Source organism: Candidatus Dependentiae bacterium (assembly GCA_018897535.1).
Lineage (GTDB): Bacteria > Babelota > Babeliae > Babelales > UASB340 > UASB340.
In genome coordinates this window covers 1-20377 of the sequence record JAHIKO010000059.1, presented here as the reverse complement: position 1 = coordinate 20377, position 20377 = coordinate 1, and the positions used below count along the sequence as shown (strand labels likewise).

The 20377-nt window shown below is 27.5% G+C and carries 17 protein-coding genes; 2 read left to right on the top strand and 15 right to left on the bottom strand.

From position 1 onward, the window contains the following. Positions 1-2049, top strand: a 2049-nt coding sequence (locus KKE07_04030) for a hypothetical protein (GenBank protein ID MBU4270010.1), incomplete at its 5' end; no start/stop codon positions are given. A 98-nt stretch (positions 2050-2147) separates the two neighbouring features. Here the strand turns inward: KKE07_04030 and KKE07_04025 are convergent. The 15 genes from KKE07_04025 to KKE07_03955 form a co-directional block, all read right to left on the bottom strand. Beyond that, on the bottom strand, positions 2148-2879 hold the full coding sequence (locus KKE07_04025; GenBank protein ID MBU4270009.1) for a hypothetical protein: 732 nt from the start codon (positions 2877-2879) through the stop codon (positions 2148-2150). Between the two features lie 16 nt (positions 2880-2895). Then, positions 2896-3759, bottom strand: coding sequence for a hypothetical protein (locus KKE07_04020; protein MBU4270008.1), 864 nt, complete (start codon positions 3757-3759; stop codon positions 2896-2898). A gap of 171 nt (positions 3760-3930) precedes the next feature. Further along, positions 3931-4392, bottom strand: a complete 462-nt coding sequence (locus tag KKE07_04015; GenBank protein MBU4270007.1) for a hypothetical protein — start codon at positions 4390-4392, stop codon at positions 3931-3933. Between the two features lie 13 nt (positions 4393-4405). Then, a complete protein-coding gene (locus tag KKE07_04010) occupies positions 4406-4867 on the bottom strand; it encodes a hypothetical protein (GenBank protein MBU4270006.1) in 462 nt (153 codons plus the stop codon). After that, entirely contained in the window at positions 4864-5232 is a 369-nt protein-coding gene (locus KKE07_04005; protein MBU4270005.1) for a hypothetical protein, read from the bottom strand. Before KKE07_04005 ends, KKE07_04010 begins: the two co-directional genes overlap by 4 nt. Before the next feature lie 110 nt (positions 5233-5342). After that, positions 5343-5819 (bottom strand): hypothetical protein, encoded by a 477-nt coding sequence (locus KKE07_04000; protein MBU4270004.1) that lies wholly within the window; start codon positions 5817-5819, stop codon positions 5343-5345. 310 nt (positions 5820-6129) lie between these two features. Continuing rightward, the gene (locus tag KKE07_03995; GenBank protein ID MBU4270003.1) at positions 6130-6318 is read right to left on the bottom strand and encodes a hypothetical protein; all 189 of its coding nucleotides are present in this window, start codon (positions 6316-6318) and stop codon (positions 6130-6132) included. A 141-nt stretch (positions 6319-6459) separates the two neighbouring features. Further along, positions 6460-9114: a DNA mismatch repair protein MutS gene (gene mutS, locus KKE07_03990; protein ID MBU4270002.1), complete on the bottom strand. Its 2655-nt coding sequence runs from the start codon at positions 9112-9114 to the stop codon at positions 6460-6462. A 3-nt stretch (positions 9115-9117) separates the two neighbouring features. Continuing rightward, complete coding sequence (locus KKE07_03985) at positions 9118-10479, bottom strand: metallophosphoesterase (protein ID MBU4270001.1); 1362 nt, start codon at positions 10477-10479, stop codon at positions 9118-9120. 13 nt (positions 10480-10492) lie between these two features. Next, complete coding sequence (locus KKE07_03980; protein ID MBU4270000.1) at positions 10493-11797, bottom strand: metallophosphoesterase; 1305 nt, start codon at positions 11795-11797, stop codon at positions 10493-10495. A 14-nt stretch (positions 11798-11811) separates the two neighbouring features. Then, positions 11812-12564, bottom strand: a complete 753-nt coding sequence (locus KKE07_03975) for a hypothetical protein (GenBank protein ID MBU4269999.1) — start codon at positions 12562-12564, stop codon at positions 11812-11814. Continuing rightward, positions 12561-15617 carry a hypothetical protein gene (locus KKE07_03970; GenBank protein ID MBU4269998.1) on the bottom strand — a complete coding sequence of 1019 codons (3057 nt, stop codon included), beginning with the start codon at positions 15615-15617 and terminating at the stop codon, positions 12561-12563. The genes KKE07_03975 and KKE07_03970 overlap by 4 nt, the downstream gene beginning before the upstream one ends. Beyond that, positions 15614-16585 (bottom strand): hypothetical protein, encoded by a 972-nt coding sequence (locus KKE07_03965; protein ID MBU4269997.1) that lies wholly within the window; start codon positions 16583-16585, stop codon positions 15614-15616. Before KKE07_03965 ends, KKE07_03970 begins: the two co-directional genes overlap by 4 nt. Then, positions 16575-17447 (bottom strand): hypothetical protein, encoded by an 873-nt coding sequence (locus KKE07_03960; GenBank protein MBU4269996.1) that lies wholly within the window; start codon positions 17445-17447, stop codon positions 16575-16577. The genes KKE07_03965 and KKE07_03960 overlap by 11 nt, the downstream gene beginning before the upstream one ends. Positions 17448-17458: 11 nt before the next feature. Continuing rightward, positions 17459-18847, bottom strand: coding sequence for a hypothetical protein (locus KKE07_03955; protein MBU4269995.1), 1389 nt, complete (start codon positions 18845-18847; stop codon positions 17459-17461). A 186-nt stretch (positions 18848-19033) separates the two neighbouring features. Between KKE07_03955 and KKE07_03950 the strand changes: the two genes are divergently transcribed. Continuing rightward, positions 19034-20377, top strand: a 1344-nt coding sequence (locus KKE07_03950) for a hypothetical protein (protein MBU4269994.1), incomplete at its 3' end; no start/stop codon positions are given.

Genomic DNA, 20377 nt, shown 5'->3' with positions numbered 1-20377 from the left:
ATCAGTGATGCAACAATCCAAAATGATAGTGCAATATCTTGGAACTCGAGTGCGATATTAAATATTGGAAAAGATATAAGTTATATAAGTTCAGCAACGATAAATAATGCGAATAATATTTCATATAATAGCTCAGCAATAATTGCAGGATTGGAATGTTGTGAAAATAATAGTAATGCAATAGTAAATCTTGCAGGCCAGATAAAAGGCATAAGTGATGCAACGATACAAAATGATAGTGCAATATCTTGGAATAGTTCAGCGATATTAAATATTGGAAAAGATATAAGTTATATAAGCAGTGCAACAATAAATAATGCAAATAATATTTCATATAATAGTTCAGCAATAATTGCAGGATTGGAGTGCTGTGAAAATAATAGTAATGCGATAGTAAATCTTGCAGGTCAGATAAAAGGTATCAGTGATGCAACGATCCAAAATGATAGTGCAATATCTTGGAATTCAAGTGCGATATTAAATATTGGAAAAGATATAAGTTACATAAGTTCGGCTACGATAAATAATGCGAATAATATTTCATATAATAGCTCAGCAATAATTTCCGGATTGGCGTGCTGTGAGAATAATAGTAATGCAATAGTAAGTTTGGCTAACGATGTAAGTCATATAAGTTCAGCAACAATTCATAATAATGATCAAATAAGATGGAACTCAAGCGCAATACTTAATTTAGATTCATCTTCATTATTACAACAAATAATAAATAACAGTAATGCAATTATAAATCATAACAATCAGATACATTATAACTCACAGGCAATACTATCTATAAGTTATGATACAAGTTTGTCTGTTTATAACAGTAATGCGATTATAAATTTAAGTGAATGCTGTGATGAGCTTTCATACATAAGTAGTGCAACTATAAATAACGCAAATAATATTCACTATAATTCACAAGCAATAGTATCTATTAGCATAGAGAATGATTTAATAATTTATAACAGTAATGCAATTGTAAATTTAAGTGAATGCTGTGATGAGCTTTCATATATAAGTAATGCAACAATATTTAATAATACGCAAATAAATAACTTACAAATTCAATTAAATACAATAGACCACGGTCCAAGTAACATTCATGTTGATAGCAATATGACATTAAGCTTTAATATTTATTTGGGCGATGCTACCGATTATGAACACAAACTTTATGCTCATGGAGGAGCTCCGGTAACTCTTGATGGTTCCGGCAGATATGTCCACTTTAGCAGAGATGCTGTAAATGATCTGTTAATTATTGATGATAATACGACTTTAATATTGGAAAATATTGTACTTAAAGACTTCTTACCTAGATACGTAGATCTAGGCACAAATTCAGATCTGATTTTTGGTGATGGAACCACAATAGAATTGGGCGAAGATTTCTCTATGCCAACAACAGGTTTATCAACATTCAAATTCCAAGGTGATGTAATTATAAATGGTTACGGTCATGCCTTCCACATTTGTCCTGTAAGTAATGCAATTCAAGTTGCATCCGGTAGTAATTTAATTATTGAAAATACAAGGCTTGAAGGATTGAGAAATTATAACGTAAGATGTCTTGGACCAAATGCACATATAACTTACAGAAATGATATTCTTGTACTATGTAACGATTATACTTTCAGCGATGGAACAATGACATTCTCGCATGATGTTACAATCAAAGGCAAAGATCATTCATTTACATATAAATCACCGGAAATAAGTACAGTTGTAAGAGATGCAACACTTTTAATTGATCGTGATGTTGAATTTATATATGATGCCGGTAATGCAGATAGAAGCGAAGCTCGTAAAACGGCATTTATACTTCAAGATGATAGTGCTATTTTATATTTGAATGGTTGCACATTGCATTCAACAAGAACCGGATTACAACTGGATCAAGGTACATTGATTTTTGATGACAAAGTAACACTTATAAGTGATGCTCTTTATGATGTTGAAGCATTAAGTATATCAAACGACGTTCATCAACAAATTCTTTCAACTGCCATGGTTGATGCATATGGAATAATAAATATTGAACAGTAATTTATAATTAAAAAAAATTATAATTAAAAACGGCACTTTTGACTAAAAGTGCCGTTGATTTGATAAATACTTAGATGCTATTTTATATTGTGATTACTTTATTTATCAGAAACTACATCTTCTTTAAATTTAATTTCTGAAAAATAATTACTAATTTCGTCTACAATTTTAGCTTCATTTTTTGCACTATTTTCTAATTCTTCAAGTGTTGGTGTTTCAATATCTTTTTTTTCTAACGTTATAGCTTTTAACGGTTTTTGCTTATTTTTTATTTTTTCTAAATTTTGTTGATTTAGTGCATTTAAGATTCTTACAACTGACGGTTCTTTTTCCATTGCCGGGCCTAATAATCTTATTACTTCTTTAATATCTTTTTCATAATTTATACGGCTTGACTTTTTTGTTGAATTTTTCCAAAGAACTACCTGAAGATTTTTTGGATCTTTTTCATCAATAATTTCTTTTTTTAACTTATCAAATTCTTCATCTTCTTCTATGTTATGTTTTGTAAATTCTTCGTCCGGTAAAATTTCACTTTCTGATTCTGGTTCTAGATTATATTCTTCGTACGTTGAAGTTTCACATTCTGATTCTATATTATATTCTTCGTATGTTGAAGGTTCATTTTCTGATTCTGATTCTATATTATCTTTTTCTTTCATATGTGATTTATAAATAATTGCAGAACCTAACCCAGCAACTGTGGCTACTGCTAAATATTTGCCCCAATGTTTTTCTAATAAATTTTTTTTTGGTAAATCTTCTTCATTGGATGCAAATGAATTTGTTGTAATTGCTGAGATTAAAATTAGTGGTAAAAATTTTTTCATAATTGTCCTCTTTCGTTTATGGTTTAATTGATTTTTCTAATTTTTCTAACAAATCTTTTCTATTTTTACTTGCTTCAATTTCGTGGTTTAAAAATGTTTTAGTCCGTTCGTTTTCTTCTGTAAACGAATCTATTGTTTCTTGGTCTAATAGTTCAAATTTATCAGCGAAATTTTTTATCAAATTTGTTTTTAATGCTGATTTAATACTTACATCTTTTAAATTATTCACATTTTTAATTAAGCTATTAAATCGTCTTAGATATTCGCTATTTTCTTGAATATCATATTTGGCCAGATCAAATATTTCATTAAATAATTTTGTTACATGTTCATGATCGAAAGTAGTTTCGGTCGTATTGTTGCCTGACTCTGATTTGTTCAAATCATCGTCATCATTTTTATCTATTAAATATTTGTTAAATATAATAAAGCTTGTAATGCCCGCTAAACCCAAAAGATATTTAATTTTGTTATTTATAAAATGTTGTTTGATTTTTTTAAAAAAAGAATTAGAAATTTCAGGTGTGATTTCAGTAACAGAATTTTGTTCTTCTATTAAAACATCTTCTACAACATTTTCTATTAAATTTAATTCTTTTGATTTATTTAATCCGTCTATTTGTTGATTAATTATAGGTGTTGTATTTTGAACGGTCAATTGATTTTCGGCTAATATTTGATGAACAGGCTTATTTCCAATTAAATCTGTTAATTTCTTGTTTACCATTTTATCCAAATCTGTTTCTACGTCAGATGTTTTTAAATTTGTGTTTTTTTGTTGAGATTTATAATTTAAAAGTCTGTACTTTGGACTTCTGGCAAATGTTGAATTTGTTAAAAATATTGAAAATAAAATTAAAATTATTAAATTTTTTTTCATACAAATCTCTTTTTAAAAATGATTTATGTTAGGTTATCATTTGTGTAAAGAATGACAACAGATTTTAGAATTTATTTAACGATTTGTATATCTTAAAAAAGAAAGAGGGTGGATCAATTTCCAGCCCTCTTTTCTTTCAACTATTAAATACTTATATCTTAATTATTGTAATTATAAATTATCTTCTGTTGTTTTAAACGGATTTCCAATATTTTGATAAGCTTTGTGTAGATCATATATTGCATTTAGACTAGCTTCAGTTAGGTTGTTATAAAAATTTGGAATTATATATAAGAATGTATCTTCAGATTTTTGATGTAACAACATATCTGCCGATATTAAACTCACGATTATTGCTGCTTGTGCTGCTGGATGTTTTTTAATAAATTCTTCAGATTCTATTGCAGATAAACCTAAAAGTTCATATATTTTGGTTCTAATTGTTGCATTATTTTTATAATTGTCCCAAATTAGAGTGCCCACAATTATAGCGGTTGTATATTTCCCCCAATTATTTTGTAAATGAGTAATTAGTTTATTATCGTCTGAACTATTACTAGCAGGATTAGATTCCATGGCGATAGTGTTCGTTGCCATTGATAAAATAAAAAGTAAAGATAGAATCTTTTTCATAAAAATCTTTCGTTTAGTTTTTTTCCAATAGTTTTTTTTCCAACAAAATTATTTTACTTTCGCATAACTTTAATTTTTCTGAAAAATCTTTATATTCTTTTGACTCGGGTTCGTTTTTTCTAATATAAAGTTGTTCATTGCATATCTTTTCAATTTTTTTGCAAAGTTTTAATTGATTCTTAAGATTTTCTTTGTTATGCATATTAAATGCTTTATTTGGGATATCTAAAAAATTTTCGTAGCCTTTGGATAAAGCATTTATAGGTGTAATCTTTTTTGAAAATATGCTTTTAGCGCATGTCGCTGCAGTTATTGCCAAAGCTCCTGCAATATAAATTTTGTAATTATTGATTACATGATTTTTAAATTTAAATATCTTTGATTGACCCTCTGTTTGCAAATTTACATCTTGATTTTCACAAAAGATATTTGTTGTAAAAGATAAAAGGGTTAATAGTAATATTGTTTTTTTCATGGAGCATCAGGTCCCGGATATTTTTTTTTGATTACATCACAAATATCTTTTTTAATTTCTTCAAATACGGCCCGAAGCTTGCCGGTTTGAGATTCACTTCTTCCAAACCCGTAATAATTTATTGGCATGCCAACACAAAGTGCTGTTCCTGCAATTACAAAAATGCCGGATTTTGGATTTTTTTTTGTAAATTTTGCAAATGCTACAGTTTTATTTTTTATATACTTTAAAGCTTTTTTTGATTTTTTCTTTGTGTTATGAAAAAAGTTATTTTTAAGTTTTGAAACTTTTAATTCTTTTTTATGTTTAGCAATAATTTGTGGGGTTAGAGTTAAAAGTAAAATTAAAGTTAATATTTTTTTCATGGTTTTAATTCTTGTTATTTTAGCCCGCCTTTGGCGCGGCGATATTGATTTGATATAAAAAAAGACCCGGCAAAATCTTACCGGGTCTTTTTTATTTATTCAAGAAGTAATTAGACTTCTTTGTTTTCTTCTGTTGTATCTTTTTTGCCTTCTGTTTCTTTGACTTCTTTTTTGAACAAGCCAGCTACTTTATTGTAACCTTTGCCTGTATAAGAACCATCAAAGTTTTCAGCCAACAAGATATCAGTTGTTACTGCGCCGCCAATTGTCAATGCTGAAACTGCAGAAACAAATGCAACAGGATATGCTTTTGCCAAATCAACTACTGCATTAAAACTTGTTTTGCCGCCTCTGACTGTATAGCCAGGAATATTTTTAAAAAATTTCAAAACTGCATCGCAAATTGCGGAATCGTTATAACAAATATCAAGAGCTGCTGCTGTTGCTAATGTTAAAACTGCTAGTGTTGGAACATAGACATATGGATTTGTTGCAACATCTGTTGCTTTTTGGACAAATGATTTTTCCATTGCGCTAGCGGATGTCATAATTCCTGCTGCTAAAACTAAAGACAAAATCTTTTTCATAAAAAGATCCCCTTATAAAAAAATATAAAAAAATAAAACCTAAAACATTTCGGATTTAGTTTGAAAATATTTAGCTTTCCCAAACACCCCCCGAACGTTTAACACTAAACTTATTTTCGTACTATTTTAAAACAGTAAGAGAGTAATATTATCATGCATTTTTATAAAATCAAGACTTTTTTAAAAAATAAATTTAGCGTTTATTTATCGAGGTTATGTATGTCAAAAATCAAATAATTTCAAAGTTCGATTTAAGATAGCATTTTCTAACTTAAATGCAACAAATTAAAAAAAAATTAATTATTTTATTTTAGTTTGCTTTTTCAACTTCAACTGTTATTTCTTTTTCAACTTCAATATTTTCAACCGTTACATCTTTTTTTTCGTTATTTTCTTGCGATGTAACTGTAATTACATCTTTATCTGCTATTAAATCCGTATTTGCAGATAATGATGCAGATGAAACTAAAACAAGAAGAGCCAATAAATTTTTTTTCATAAAAACTCCTAAAAAATATTATTAAAAATAATTTAACAATAACTACAAACTTATTTTTTGTTGCAACAAAATATATTCTGTAAAGATTAAAAATAGGCTAACACTTTTGCGCTTGAAATCAAGTTTTTTAAAAAAAAATTTCTAGCTTTCTTTATTTTTTATTTTCCAAATAAAATCAAAAACTTGTTTTGGTGAGAGTTCATCAAGATTTAAATTTTTAATACTTACAATTTCAGATTCTTTTTCTTTCAATTTATTTTCAAGAATAATTATTTTATCCAGTAGCGCGTTTATTTTTGCATCATGTTCTTTTTTGTTCAAATCAAAAACGCTTGTTTGGTTTGAAAATATGTTTTTTGATTCATTAAATTTTATATTTTTAAAAGGAGAGTGTTCTGTTTTTATTGTATTTAATATTTCATTTGCTCTAGTAATTAATTTTGTGGGTAAATTCGCTAATTTTGCTACTTCTATTCCAAAACTGCTGTCTGCAATACCCGGTGCTATTTTGTGTAAAAAAATAACCGTATCGTTAATCTTTTTACTAAGCATGTGATAATTTGCGATGGTTGGAAATATTTTTTCCAATTCCGTAAGTTCATGATAATGTGTTGCAAACAAACATTTTGCACCCAAATTTTGATTGATATGTTCAATAATCGATTGCGCAAGTGCAATTCCATCAAATGTACTTGTTCCTCTGCCAACCTCATCTAAAATCACAAGACTGTTTTTTGTTGCTTGCGTGCAAATTGTTGCCGCTTCTTCCATTTCTACCAAAAATGTACTTTTGCCTTGCGCCAAATTATCGCCGGATCCGATTCGTGTGAAAATTCGGTCTAAAATTGGCATATTTGCCATTTGAGCAGGTATCAAGCTTCCGCATTGCGCCATAATGCAAATTAAGGCAACTTGTCTTAAATATGTTGATTTACCGCCCATATTGGGTCCTGTTATAATCCACAGATTTTCTTTATTATTTAAACTTGTATCGTTTGGTTCAAAATTGTTTTCCAGTTTTTGTTCAACTACCGGATGCCTGCCCGATTTGATAAAAATTTCGTTATTATCGTTAAAGACCGGTGTAGTATAATTATTTTCATATGCAATTTTTGCAAAACTAAAAATAGCATCAAGCCAAGATATGCTTTGTGCCAAATTTCTCAATTGATTTAAATATGTGCCAACTTCTTCTTTTACTCTGTTAAATACCTCGGTTTGAACAATATCAATTTCGTTTTGAGCTTTAAAAATTTCTTGTTCCAGATTTTTTAATTCCTGAGTTGTAAATCTTTTTCTATTTACCAACTTTTGTTGTTCTTGATAATACTGCGGGACAGAATTTAAATTTGGATTTGTTATTTCTATATAATAACCCGATATATTGTTATATCTTATCTTAAGACTTGAAATACCGGTTTTTGATATTTCCTGTTGTTCCAATTTTAAGATTTCTTTTTGACTGTCTTGAACTAATGATCTTAATCTGTCCAAATATAAATCAAAGCCTTTTTTGATTATCCATTCTCCGGAAATATCTTCATTTATGCTTGATTCTATAAGATTTATAAGTGGCGAAAAATCGTAAAATTTGGCTGTAATTTTTTGTATGTAATCTAAATTTTTATAATTTAGTAATAATATATTTAAGTTTGGAATAAGTATTAAGCTTTGTTTTAAACTTAAATAATCAATTCTGTTTGCTCTATTTAAAGCTATTCTTCCGGCAATTCTTTCCAAATCATTTATGTTTGATAAAATTTCTTCAATTTGTTGCATGAAATTTATATTTTTACAAAACTCAGTTACAACTTTGCTGCGTTCGGTTATTTTTTCTTTACTAATCAGTGGTCGGGAAAGCCATTTTTTGATTTGTCTTGATCCCATTGGTGTTTTTGCTTTATCCAAAATTTCCAAAAGACTGTTTTTTCTGCCGCTATCTTGATTGTTTTTTAAAATCTCTAAATTTTTTAATGTTGCACTGTCTAAAATTAAATAATCGTCAGGTTTGTAAAAATTTATTTTGTTAAATTGATCTAAAGATTTTTCCTGATTTTTTTTCAGATAAAAATAAAGCGTGTGTAAGCTGTATCCTATTTCCGGATAGTTTAATAAAGTTTTTATAGTTTGTTCGTTAAATTGTTTCTCAAGCCACAATTTTGAGCTGTCAAAATTGTGATCATTTGGAATATATTCGGATTCTGCTGCAAAATATCCTAGATTTTTAAAATAACTAAAGTAGCTGTTGTTACTTTTTATTTTTGGCAAAATAATTTCATCGGGGTTATAGCGAGCCAGCTCGGATTCTAAAATTTTAATTTCTTTAATTGGTATTGTTGTTGCAAAAAGCTGGGCTGTTAAAAGTTCTGTAAAAATTAAGCCGTAATTTTTTGGGTTTGGAAAAACTGACACGATATAACTTGCCGATTTTTCATCAAGCATTGAGCTGTCGGTTAAAGTTCCGGGTGTAAAAACTTGTGTAACGCCTCTTTCTACAACTTTACCCGGAGTAGGTTTTGTAAGTTGATCGCAGATTACAACTTTAAATCCGCCTCGTACAAGTTTTATTAAGTAGTGATTAAGCGCATGAACCGGTATGCCGCAAAGCGGTATGTTTTCGCCGTTATTTTTACCTCTGGAAGTTAATGCTATGTTTAAAAATTTTGATATAATTTTTGCATCGTCAAAAAAGAGTTCATAAAAATCACCAACTTGAAATAAAAGTATGGCGTTTTCATATTGTGATTTTATTTGAAAATATTGTTGCATTAATGGGGTTATTTTTTGTTCAATCATAATTTAATTTCTTATTGAGCAATCCATTGCATTTATTTTCCAATTATATATTGTATTTGTGTTTGGGGTAAGTTCGACGATCGTTGGTAAATATTCTATAGAAATTTCACCCGATGATCTAATTGGACCTGCTATATTTACTATAATTGGAAATACACCTGGAAGGCCTATATTTACAGCTCCAATCGATGGCGTTGTTAATTCAAATTCATAATTTTTATTTATAACTTTAGTTTCTTCATTATCGAAAGTTATATATCGTTCCGGTTTTTTGGATATTGTATGATCATGCGCTTTTATTATGGCAGAATAATTTTTTTTAGTTATCTCATCAATAACATATTCAGCATTGTATATATTGGAAGATCCTCTATGACTTGGTACTGATTTTTTATAAAAATCATCAAGATATTTGAAACATTCAGTCGGATATACATCTGCCCAATAATTTTTACCATAACCATGACATATCAATGCAACATTTTTTGATTTTAATGGGTTTGTTATACTTAAACAAGTTGGTAATGTTGCATAAAAAAGTTCCAAATGGTTTAAAAGTAAATTGGTATTGTATTCATCATAGTCCGTTAATTTTAGTGCTTCAGCCATTACGGAATCTTTAAACATAAGTTCTTTAGGAACATCTAAAAAACTTAAGGTTTCGTGATTGCCTTTTAAAATGTAAACTTTTTCGGGGTTAAATATTTGTAAAAGAATTATGGCTGCTATTACTGAGATGCCTTGATATCCTCTATCGGTATAATCACCTTGAAATACAAGATAGCAGGATTCTTCCAGTTTAAAATTGGCACCTAAAATTTTTTTATGTATCAACCATGCAATTATTTCTTGCAATGTTGCATTGTATTGCGCATGTATATCTCCAACACAATAAATTTTTGCATTTTTGTTTTTTAATCTTAGAAGTATGTCCTTTGAATCGAAATCTTGATCAAAAACTGGGTTATATTTTATGTATTCAGCTTTACTTGTTCCATCTAAATTACTGCCAATATTTTTGGTAAGAATTTCTGTTATTTTTGTATCTACGGGATTTTGCTGTTTTGCTTTAATTTCATTTATTTTATCGATATTTTTATTTAAATAATATTTTAATATTTTGTTTAAAATTGCAGGATGAATATTATCGTTTAATGCTATTTGTTTATTAAAATTATTTAAAAACCAGTTGTCATAAATTCCGTGATATTTTTCATTTTCGACATCGATATTTTCTTGCTGAGAATCGCCAAAAATTTGTTCAAGTGTGGGAAAACCCGAATCTTTATAGTCATATAATGTGCTGCTTAAATTATTTTGTGCAATTAAAATTGTTATTGTTAATAATATTATTATTTTTTTCATAAATTTTATTTAGTTAAGAGCAGTTTATTATTTGTGTTTGCCATTTACTGCTACTTTTTTTATCAGGTATTACTTTTACTATTGTTGGATAATAATTTATTTCTTCTCCTACGCTTCCGGCAATTGTAACTATTATTGGAAAATTTTTAAAGCCAATGTTTTTTGCGCCAATGGAATATGTAGAATATTCTTCGCTTATATTGTCATAGATTACTTTTTGAAATACGGCAGATGGGCTTGTAGTTCTTTTTGGATCTTTTGCCTCCAGATGCTCATGAGCTTTTACTAAGCATGAATATCCGTCCCGTTTCAATTTTCTTGCTTTATATTTGGCATTCCAAATTATATATTCATCACCTCTTGGACTTGGTATTGATTTTTCATATTCTTTATAATCTAATTCATCAAAAAATTTCTGCGGATAAATATCATTCCAATAAGAAAGTTCGTCGCCATGACAGGCCAATAAATTTTTTGTAGAAAGCCATGAATTTAGTGGATTAATAATAGAGATATTTTTGGGTAGTGTTGCGTATATAAGTTCTATATGTTTTAGTATTAGATCTGCGTTTTCAATATTATAATTTGTTAAATTTAGCGCTTCTGCCATTAATGATTGATTATCTTTTCGTATGTTTTTTAAATATTCGAGTGTTTCATGGTTACCTTTTATTATAAATACATTTTCAGGGTTAAATATTTTTAAAAGTATTATTGCTGCTATTACAGATAAGCCTTGAATTCCTCTATCTGAATAATCTCCAAGAAATATTAAAAAACAATTTTTTTTAAGCTTAAAATTTGAGCCCAAATATTTATTTAAGACTAGCCAAGCTATAATTTTTTGTAATGTTTCGGTATATTTTGAGTGAATATCTCCAACCAATAAGATTTCAGAATCAGCACTTGCATAATTTATAGACAAATCTCCGGCTGTAAAATCTGATTTTAAAATGGGTTTGTAATGAAAAGATTTTATTTGGGGGTTTTCTATATTTAATTCTGTTTTTTCTATATTTTTTGAAATATATTCATAATATTTTTCGGTTATTGAATTTTTCAAATAATATTTAAATATTTTATTTAGTGTTTCCGGTAAAATGTTTTCATTAAGCTCTGAAATTAGGTTAAAATTTGTTCCAAACCAGTTGTCATAAATTCCAAAATATTGTTCATTAAATTTGTCTAATTCGCTTAATTGAGATTCTTCAAAAATTTGTTTAAGTTGTTCAAAGCCCGAGTCTTTATAATTGTATAACTCGCTGTTTAAATTATTTGAAATAAATAAAAAGATTGTGAATAAAATAATTTTTTTCATTATTAAGTTAATTTTCAGATAATTTTTTTAGGTTTTTTATATTTGGATTTATCCATATATTTTCCATATAATTCATCATGAAGCAACCCGAAATTTAATTTGTTTTTTGTATAATATTCTTCTGCCTCTTCATCAAATTCGCAAACTGTAGTTTTGAAAAAGTGTAAATCCTTTGTAGTTTTTATGTTGTATTTTTCTTTCAGCTGGCTTGTAAAATTTTTATTAATTTCTGAAATGTCTTTTGGGATATGTAAAGAATAAAGTTCGTATGCTATTAAATAAAGAGTTTGTCTGTGATCTGAATTAAATGCTCTTTTTGCGCAAAGATCAAATGTAGTGTTGTGCATACTTTCATTTTTTAAACTTAGATCGAATGCTTTTATTACATTTTCTACAGACTCAATTGTTTTTATCCCATTGGATTTTAAAAAATCGTTGATCCATGGTATTTCTGAAATAAATTGATTGTTTGGTTTAGAATAAATGTAGCCAGAAATTAATCCTGAAGAAATTATAGCCGCAATAGCAATAGATTTTTTGGGATTGGCTTTTATTGTATCCAAAATATTTTCTATAAATTGTGGTTTTTCTTTATCGTGGTAGTAATAAATAGTTGCGGCGGTAAGTATGGCAGCTGTTGCAACTGTGTATTTACCCCAGTTATTTTCAAAACTATAATCGATTTGATTTGTTGAATTTGCAAAAATTTTAGTATTTAGAATTAAAATTAAAAGAAGTAGCGCGCTATATATTTTTATATTTTTCATAATAAATTTTCCCAAGCAGCCCATGAAGGGTAAGGTTCAACCGTATCATAATTTTCAAACAATTTATTTTCGTAGATAATACCAAAATAGTTTGGTAAAGTCACATTTTCCAAAAGTTTAACTGTAGCTTTAAAATCTTTTTTGTTATTAAATCGACAAGCAATTTCTGCATCCGGATCTTTTAAGATCATTTCAACCGTTGCAAGCAATCTTATAATAAGTTGAAGCACGGGTATTTGTTCAGGATTGCCAAACTGAACAGTATTTTTTTCTGATGATAATTTACTATTTTGTAACTCATCTTTTTTGTCAGATTTCTTTTGAGCGCTATTTTTTTGTAAAAGCTTTTTTGCCGATTTGAGCAATTTTTTATGTTCACGTTCCCAGATATAACTTTTTTTAAGTTTTTTATAAAGCTTGGATGTTGTAATTACTTTGTCTGCCGATTTATTTTTTTTGTACTTTTGAACGACAAATGTTACGGCAGATTTTTTATTTTTGGCTATTTTTGAATTATTATTATCAAAAGCAAAAGCACCAATATTTGTTGCTTCATACTCTTTATCAAAAGAAATATATTTTTTGTCATTAATATTTACAATGTATGGCTTTTTATATTTAAAAAAGTAATTTTTTAAATAATCAAATTTATTTTTTTTGTTATTATTTTCTTCGTCGTCGTCATCTTGATAATATAATTTTTCGTATTTGGGATAGATATTTTGAATTAAACATATTTTGTTGGAAAGTCCGTAATTTAAAAATAATGGGGTGATATTTTCAACAGGATTATCAAGTCTCAAATATTCGGAGTTAATAACTTTTGCATTATATAAGTTTATAATTGCAGAATACCAAAAATGTCTCAGTTGAATTATCATGGGTGTAAGTAAATTTTCGTCTTTGCATGCTAAATTAAGTGAAAAAAATGTGTTTATTTTTTCTTTATTCGCAAAAAAATCAGGTTCTTGCCATAAAGTTCTTAATTCTTCATTTAATATATTATTTGAATACAAATTGGTTAAATATTTTGAAAATAATACCAAATTTGAAAGTGATAGTTGTTGTATGTTTAAATAGTTTTTAGTTTTACCGTATAATTTATCAAGGTTTATACTTTCAGTTTTTACTTTCTCTTGAGTTAATATTTTAAGTTTATCTTTATTTACTTTTTCTATATTATTTATTTGAATTATTATTTCAGGTGTGAGATTTTCAAATTTTATTCCATGTAAATCGCTTCTATCTTGTTTATTTATTATGTTTAAAAGAGAAAGCCTTGTAAGTGTTTCAAGTTCAAGTGCATTTGTAATTTTTTCTTTATTATCTTTATTTTGAAGTAATGCCAGTAATTCCGAATCACTTATAAAATTTCGGTACATACTTAATTCCGGATCAAAATTTTTATCGATTAGACAAAGCTGTTGAATTAGATAATTAATTCGTACATTTTCTCTTGAAGATCTTGGGTACATGCTTGTAAAGTCTACAAAAATTATATTTTCTATATTTTGTGATTTTAATTTTGTAACTAAATCTTCGATAAAATTATTATAGGATATTGGAAATTTTATACCTTTTAAAAATAGCATTTGTTCCGATTCAATATTTTTAAGTCCTTCGGATTGAACTATTTTTAATGGTGTTAAAATTCGTATTTCAGTTGGGTTAAATTTATTAAAAATATATTCGTTATTATCTTTTGAAAAGCCTATCCAACGATTTGTTTCGAGCTTTTTAATTAATATTAAATTTTTAATAAATGCATTTTGAGCTTCTTTTTTATCGTTTAATTCAGGCGATAAAAAACCGGATTTATTTATAATGTTTTTTACCAAATTTATTTTTTGATTAAAAATAATTTCAAGATTTTCTTTGTTATTTAGAACGTAGCTTTCAAGATCTTCAATATTTTTTTTATCAAAATCTTTTTCTCGGCCGATATTTACATAAACGTAACCATCAGGTTTATATGTAAAATGACTGACTTGTGCCGGTAAGTCTGCTATAAAAACATTTTCTTTTAATTGAAATAAATCTGCTAGTTGTGATGATGAATTATCAACTCTTTCATAATTTTCTATATTTGTATTATATTTGGAATAATTTTTTATGTTTCCCAAGAGTGTACTTTTTCCAACACCGTCCACAAAGCTACAAAAAATATAAACGGTTGGCTTCTTGGCTATTGGGGTTAATTTGTCATACATAATTTTTGTAAATTTTTGTGCATGCTTGGTTGCTTGTCCGGATTGTATAATGCTTGTTTCTATTGGATACGTAATATCGGGGCCTACAAACCATTTTATTAACGGCAAAGCTGATCGTAAAATGTGATTTGCATATTCAATTGAAAATAATATATCTTGCGTTGCTGCCGATTTGTACCCACCAACTTTAACATCTTTATCGTAAAGTGTGGTCCAAAATTTTATTAATTCAGTTGTAATTTTTTTGTAATTTTGTTGTTTTAAATTTTTTAGAATTTCAAATTCAGAATTACTCATAAAATTCAAAGCTGTTGAAAATGCATGTTCATGTATAATATTTGCTTGATTATCAAATATTTCAATGTCATTGGAATCAATATGTTCTATTATTTTATCCGTATCTTTTAGCCAGATATTTGAGTAATAATTTATATTTTTAAATAAAAAACCGGTTAAAAATCCAAAAAGATTGTGCAATTTTAATGTCCAACCTGAGTTTATTTTTGACTGTGCTTCATCGTTAATTTGTGGATTTTTAAATCTATAAAAATATGAAGGGAATGCTTGTTCTTCATATCCCGTTAAAACTATTCTTCCTGAAAGTGTAAAATTGTAAGTTCTAAGTGTATTTTCAAGTTCATCCAAGCTTATCGATGTTTTATTTAAAATTGCAGAATTATATTCATGAGTGTAGCGATCTCGTGGTTTAAAACCGTAATCTTTTATAAAATTTTCAATAAATGAACTGTTTGCATTGTCAGTCAATTCTTGATTGTTGTTATATAATTCTTGAAAACAAAATATAAAAAAGAGTATAAAAAAAAGTTTAATTTTGTTTCTCATGCTGTAATTCCATGATATTCCAAAATATCTGCAAATTCTTTGTCGTGCATTAAAATTTCAAATTTTTTCGAGTAGTGTTCTTTTTTTAATAAAGATTGAAGTTCATTATATTTATTTAAAAATTCGTTTATTAAAGCATTGTTTTTTGCAAAAGTCGCAATTTTTTTTAGATCGTTTATAAATCTATTGGCTTTTTTTAGATCTTGTGTACAAATTGCTTTTATAAAAAGTCTTGACCAATAATCAAAGCAAAGTTCATAAAAATCAAGATGTATTTTTATATTATTTTTTGCCCAGTAATTAATTAAAGTTTCTGTTTGTTGGTTTAGATCTTTATTCAATCTACTTTTTGTAGTAATTTGGATTTTATTTTTTTCGTAAAATACTATTTTTGTATTTATATCAATTTTTGCGTATTTTAAAAATTCATGAAAAAATGAAAGCTGATCTGCTATGAATTCTTCAAAACCATTATTATTTATAATTATATTTTTTATATTACTATTTTTGAATTTTTCTTCTAATAATTCGATATTGTATTGATTTTTTTGCCATTCGATTTTTTCATTTAAATTTAATTTTTTATATAATACTGTAAATAATTCTTCTACATAAAAATAGGGTTTATATGCAATTGTGTTTACAATCTTTTCAAATAACATTGCGATATTTTCGGCTGTCATATTTGTTAAAAATTTTTCTCTTATTAAAAATACTCTTGGATAATATTTGTTAAAGTGTTCTAAAAAATTTGAAAAAGTTTTAGCGGATTTTTCTTCAACTTTTTCTTTAATATTAATGTTGCTTAGTATTTTGTTATTTTGAATTTTTTCGTCCATTTCTTCTACATCAAAAAGATTATCGATAAGTTTTAAGAAATCTTGATCGTTGGCCTCAAAATTGTCTGGTTTGTCAGCATTTATATTAAATATTAATAATGTTAAGAAAATAATTATTTTAATTTTCATATAAAATAGAATCGCAAAGTTTTATAAATCTAAATATTTGATTGTTTAATTCTTTAAACTGTGGCCATATATTTTTTGCATCAGTCTCATCAAAATATTCAGGTTTATTGTTTTGTTCTAAGATTACTTTTAATTGTTCTAAAAATATTAAATATTTTTTTACAATTAATTCTTGGCTACTTTTCAATGTTTGGTAATTATTAATTTGATTAAGCTTTTTTATTGATAAAAAATTTGTAATGGCCAGTAGATTTTCCAAATTTTCTGTAAAATAGTTGCAACTATCCACAACTTCTTCTTTAAAGCACTTTTCATTATTTATAGAAAATATTATTTGCATATGTTCAAGACTGGAAGAAATATTTTCGTTTATTTTTAAAAAATGTTCATGTTCTTTTAAATTAAAAAAATTTATCAAATTATTTACCAAGAAGTCTAATGATCTTGATCCCATAATAATAACCAGGCTTGCAATTGATAATGTAAGCCCTTTATTAAGCCCCTTGCTAAAACCATACAAACCAAGATTATCTTTTTCTTTAATTTTTATATTTATTTCAGAATTATTTTCGGGTTCTTCTTGGATTTTTGATTCACTATTGTTTGAATCTTTCTGATTTTGTTTATATGCTTTCCAATAATTATATCCAAGATATGAAATTCCAATTGTTAAAACTGTGGCAGACGTTAAATAAATAGCTTTTTTAATATTTTGTTTTGGTCCTAAAATATTTTTAAAATATTCAGTTTTTTTATTGATCTCTTCGATATTTATTATTTTTAATTCTGCTGCATTTATATTTATTTGATTTATAAAAAATAAAATAAATATAAATAAGCTTTTTTTATTTATTAAAAGCATAATTTCAAATTTTACACTACATGGTATGGCATATCATCAGCATCTGCATGTCGATTTTTTCTACTTGAAGATGAATAACTTGAAGAAGATGATGCTGAGCTTTTTAATGGTTTTGTTTGGTTAGCTAAGTTATCAAAATACAATCCCAATGATTTGATCATTGCCGGCATTATTTGTTTAACTTCCTGTATTGATGCAAAATCTTTTGCAGATTGAACACTTAATAACCATTTTCTTATTTTTAAGAGTTTACTTTTAAGTCTTTGCGCACATGTTGTTATTCCAAAACCGTTATTATTTTTACTGTAATAAGCAGATCGATTTTCAATTTCCATCACCAAACTTTGGCAAGTTATTGCTATGTCTTCTATAAACTCAGACCATAAATTTATAAATTCATCTTCTTCTTTATTTTCATCCTGTTCTTCGAGTTCTCTAATTTTTTCTTCAAGCCCCCTTGATGAATCTTTGTTTACATTGCTTAAAATCTTTTTAATTTCTTCCAAGTCACTTGTAATAAGTTTTTTCCAGGCTTCTATTTCTGCCGGAGTAAATGGGGCTTTATTTCTGTGAAAGATAAATCTATATGTGTTTGTTATTGATTTGGAAATGGCATCGATTAAAAGATCTATTCCCTGTTCGCTATAACTTTCAACATTTTTCCCAATAGCTTTTCCAACGGCACCTGTTACTCTAAGAGTAGTTCCCTTTTTTATTCCTTCCCAGTAATTGTCTCCGATAGTAGTATCTCTTAATTTCATTCCGGATATTGATTGGGCTAATTCGTCACCAATTCCTTTTTCTTTATCAAGAAATGCAATCTTTTTATCAGCATCAGTAATTTCTTCTTTTAAAGAATCAATTTCTTGTTTTAATGTATCTTTTATTTGATCATTTTCTTCAAGATTTTTTAATTCAGTTTCTTTGTTTTGTATTTCCTGTTTTTTGATATTTATTTGGTCTTTTATTTTTTCTTTTTCTTCTTTATATATAAATTGAAGGTTCAATAGGTTTTCTTTTATTTGTTTATTATCGATACCCTCTTTTTTGTCACTTAATGTACCGACTTGTGTTTTAAGTTCTTTTATTTGTTCATCTAATCCTTTTTCTAAAGTCTCGATATTTTTTTTGTTGTTTTCTATTTCTTTTTTTCTATTTTCAATTTCAGTTTTTATATCATTAATTTTATTTAATTTATCAAGTTCTTTTTCTTTTTTTTTCAAATCGCTTGTTTTTGTTTTTTTCGTATCTCGAAGGGTATTTGCAAGTTTAAATCTTTTTTCCGAATCTAAGTTTGGATGATCTGTTGTACCTTTTAACACAAGTCCTTGAGTAGCATAATTTGATTGTGTAAATGTTATAAAAATAATAAAAGAGAAAATTTTTTTTGAAAATTTCATATAAAAAGCCCCGTTAAAAGCCCCAAATTTAATACAAAACGATCGAGAAGAGATTATAGCAATCGAGAAACAAATTTCAAGTTTAAACATTATTCTTATTTTTTTGCATTTTTAAAAAATAGTTTGCTAGAATATCTGGACACAATTTTTATACTCTTCTATTCTGTAAATAAAAAAGGAAAAGGGATGAGAAAGAGTCTGTTTATTTTTAATTTTATATTTTGTGTTTTAAATATAAATTCAACAATAAGTTTTTCAAGACAAGATGCTAAGTTTAGATTAAATAATAATGCAAAACTTAATATAGGTTCTACAATCTCAAATTGGACGGGAACACTTGAAAAAAGAGATAACTCAAATATTGTTGGTTCAAATATAAATTTTTCCGAAGGTATTTTTTTAACTCAAACAAATGAAGGTTTGTTGACAGGGTTATATAATGTTTCCGGAGCTGACTCAATAGAATTAAATGGTAACGGCAGGTTTGATGCCCAGCCCGGAACTGTAATTAATCAATTAAAAATAAGTGGGCAAAATAATAGACTTGAAGGACAGCCTTTATTTAATTCAACTATTGATTTTTTTGATTCAAGTACAAGCTTAACGGTTGCCTTGCAAAGTAAGCTTAATCAAAGTTTAAATTTAAACGGTGGAACGTTATTACTTGAAGATGATCTGCATTTGGCAGATGATACATATCTTTTGGGAACCGGTACCGTAATTTTAAACAAACAATCTCTTGATTTGCCCGGAAAAGAAAGTACTTGGAGTTCTATTTTAAATTTTGAGGATGCACAAGAAATAAAATTGAACGGCAAAACCATTTTAAATAATAAGTGGTCGTTTAATGGAAATACAATTTTAAATGGCAATGGAAATATTTTAGATCTTTCCGGCGGTGGCCAGCTTGAACTTAAAAATAATGCCACGCTGGCTTTGACTGACTTGTATTTAAAGGGTGTCGATTCTTCAAGTTTTGTTTTTTTAAATGATAATAATACTGTTTATATGTCAAATGTGGATGTTGAACTTGATGGTGATATTACAATGAATCAAGGCGGTATCTACGTTGAAGGAACGACAACTTTTTTATTAAAAACACATGATTGGACATTTGACAATAGTGCAACTTTGACAATAGATGGAACAACATTATGGCTTGATACAAGGATTGTAAGCCCCGGTGAATTAAAGGTAAACAAACCAATATTTGTTGATCACGTTTGGCAACCGGGCAATGATATTGATGGAATGACGCATCATCATTTTTCCGTATTAAATACCGGTACGGTTAGAGAAACATGTTGCGGTGCCAACGGTTCTTCACCGTCACCTACGCCTGAAACATGTCCTTGTGCCTTTCTATATGATGCTCCATTAACAGCTGATGTCGATTTGGAATGCAGTTGCCTAATTCATCCAACAAAAACTATAAGAATAAATGACAATTTAACTATAAATGGCCATGGTGCAACACTATATTTTTGTGATCCAACTCAACCGCAATTTGTCGTTGCCGCAGGCAAAACT

What these genes read in the sequence shown, in the direction of transcription:
- KKE07_04025 (MBU4270009.1), bottom strand. Translation starts at nt 2,879, where the DNA reads ATGAAAAAATTTTTACCACTAATTTTAATCTCAGCAATTACAACAAAT.
- KKE07_04020 (MBU4270008.1), bottom strand. Translation starts at nt 3,759, where the DNA reads ATGAAAAAAAATTTAATAATTTTAATTTTATTTTCAATATTTTTAACA.
- KKE07_04015 (MBU4270007.1), bottom strand. Translation starts at nt 4,392, where the DNA reads ATGAAAAAGATTCTATCTTTACTTTTTATTTTATCAATGGCAACGAAC.
- KKE07_04010 (MBU4270006.1), bottom strand. Translation starts at nt 4,867, where the DNA reads ATGAAAAAAACAATATTACTATTAACCCTTTTATCTTTTACAACAAAT.
- KKE07_04005 (MBU4270005.1), bottom strand. Translation starts at nt 5,232, where the DNA reads ATGAAAAAAATATTAACTTTAATTTTACTTTTAACTCTAACCCCACAA.
- KKE07_04000 (MBU4270004.1), bottom strand. Translation starts at nt 5,819, where the DNA reads ATGAAAAAGATTTTGTCTTTAGTTTTAGCAGCAGGAATTATGACATCC.
- KKE07_03995 (MBU4270003.1), bottom strand. Translation starts at nt 6,318, where the DNA reads ATGAAAAAAAATTTATTGGCTCTTCTTGTTTTAGTTTCATCTGCATCA.
- mutS (MBU4270002.1), bottom strand. Translation starts at nt 9,114, where the DNA reads ATGATTGAACAAAAAATAACCCCATTAATGCAACAATATTTTCAAATA.
- KKE07_03985 (MBU4270001.1), bottom strand. Translation starts at nt 10,479, where the DNA reads ATGAAAAAAATAATAATATTATTAACAATAACAATTTTAATTGCACAA.
- KKE07_03980 (MBU4270000.1), bottom strand. Translation starts at nt 11,797, where the DNA reads ATGAAAAAAATTATTTTATTCACAATCTTTTTATTTATTTCAAATAAT.
- KKE07_03975 (MBU4269999.1), bottom strand. Translation starts at nt 12,564, where the DNA reads ATGAAAAATATAAAAATATATAGCGCGCTACTTCTTTTAATTTTAATT.
- KKE07_03970 (MBU4269998.1), bottom strand. Translation starts at nt 15,617, where the DNA reads ATGAGAAACAAAATTAAACTTTTTTTTATACTCTTTTTTATATTTTGT.
- KKE07_03965 (MBU4269997.1), bottom strand. Translation starts at nt 16,585, where the DNA reads ATGAAAATTAAAATAATTATTTTCTTAACATTATTAATATTTAATATA.
- KKE07_03960 (MBU4269996.1), bottom strand. Translation starts at nt 17,447, where the DNA reads ATGCTTTTAATAAATAAAAAAAGCTTATTTATATTTATTTTATTTTTT.
- KKE07_03955 (MBU4269995.1), bottom strand. Translation starts at nt 18,847, where the DNA reads ATGAAATTTTCAAAAAAAATTTTCTCTTTTATTATTTTTATAACATTT.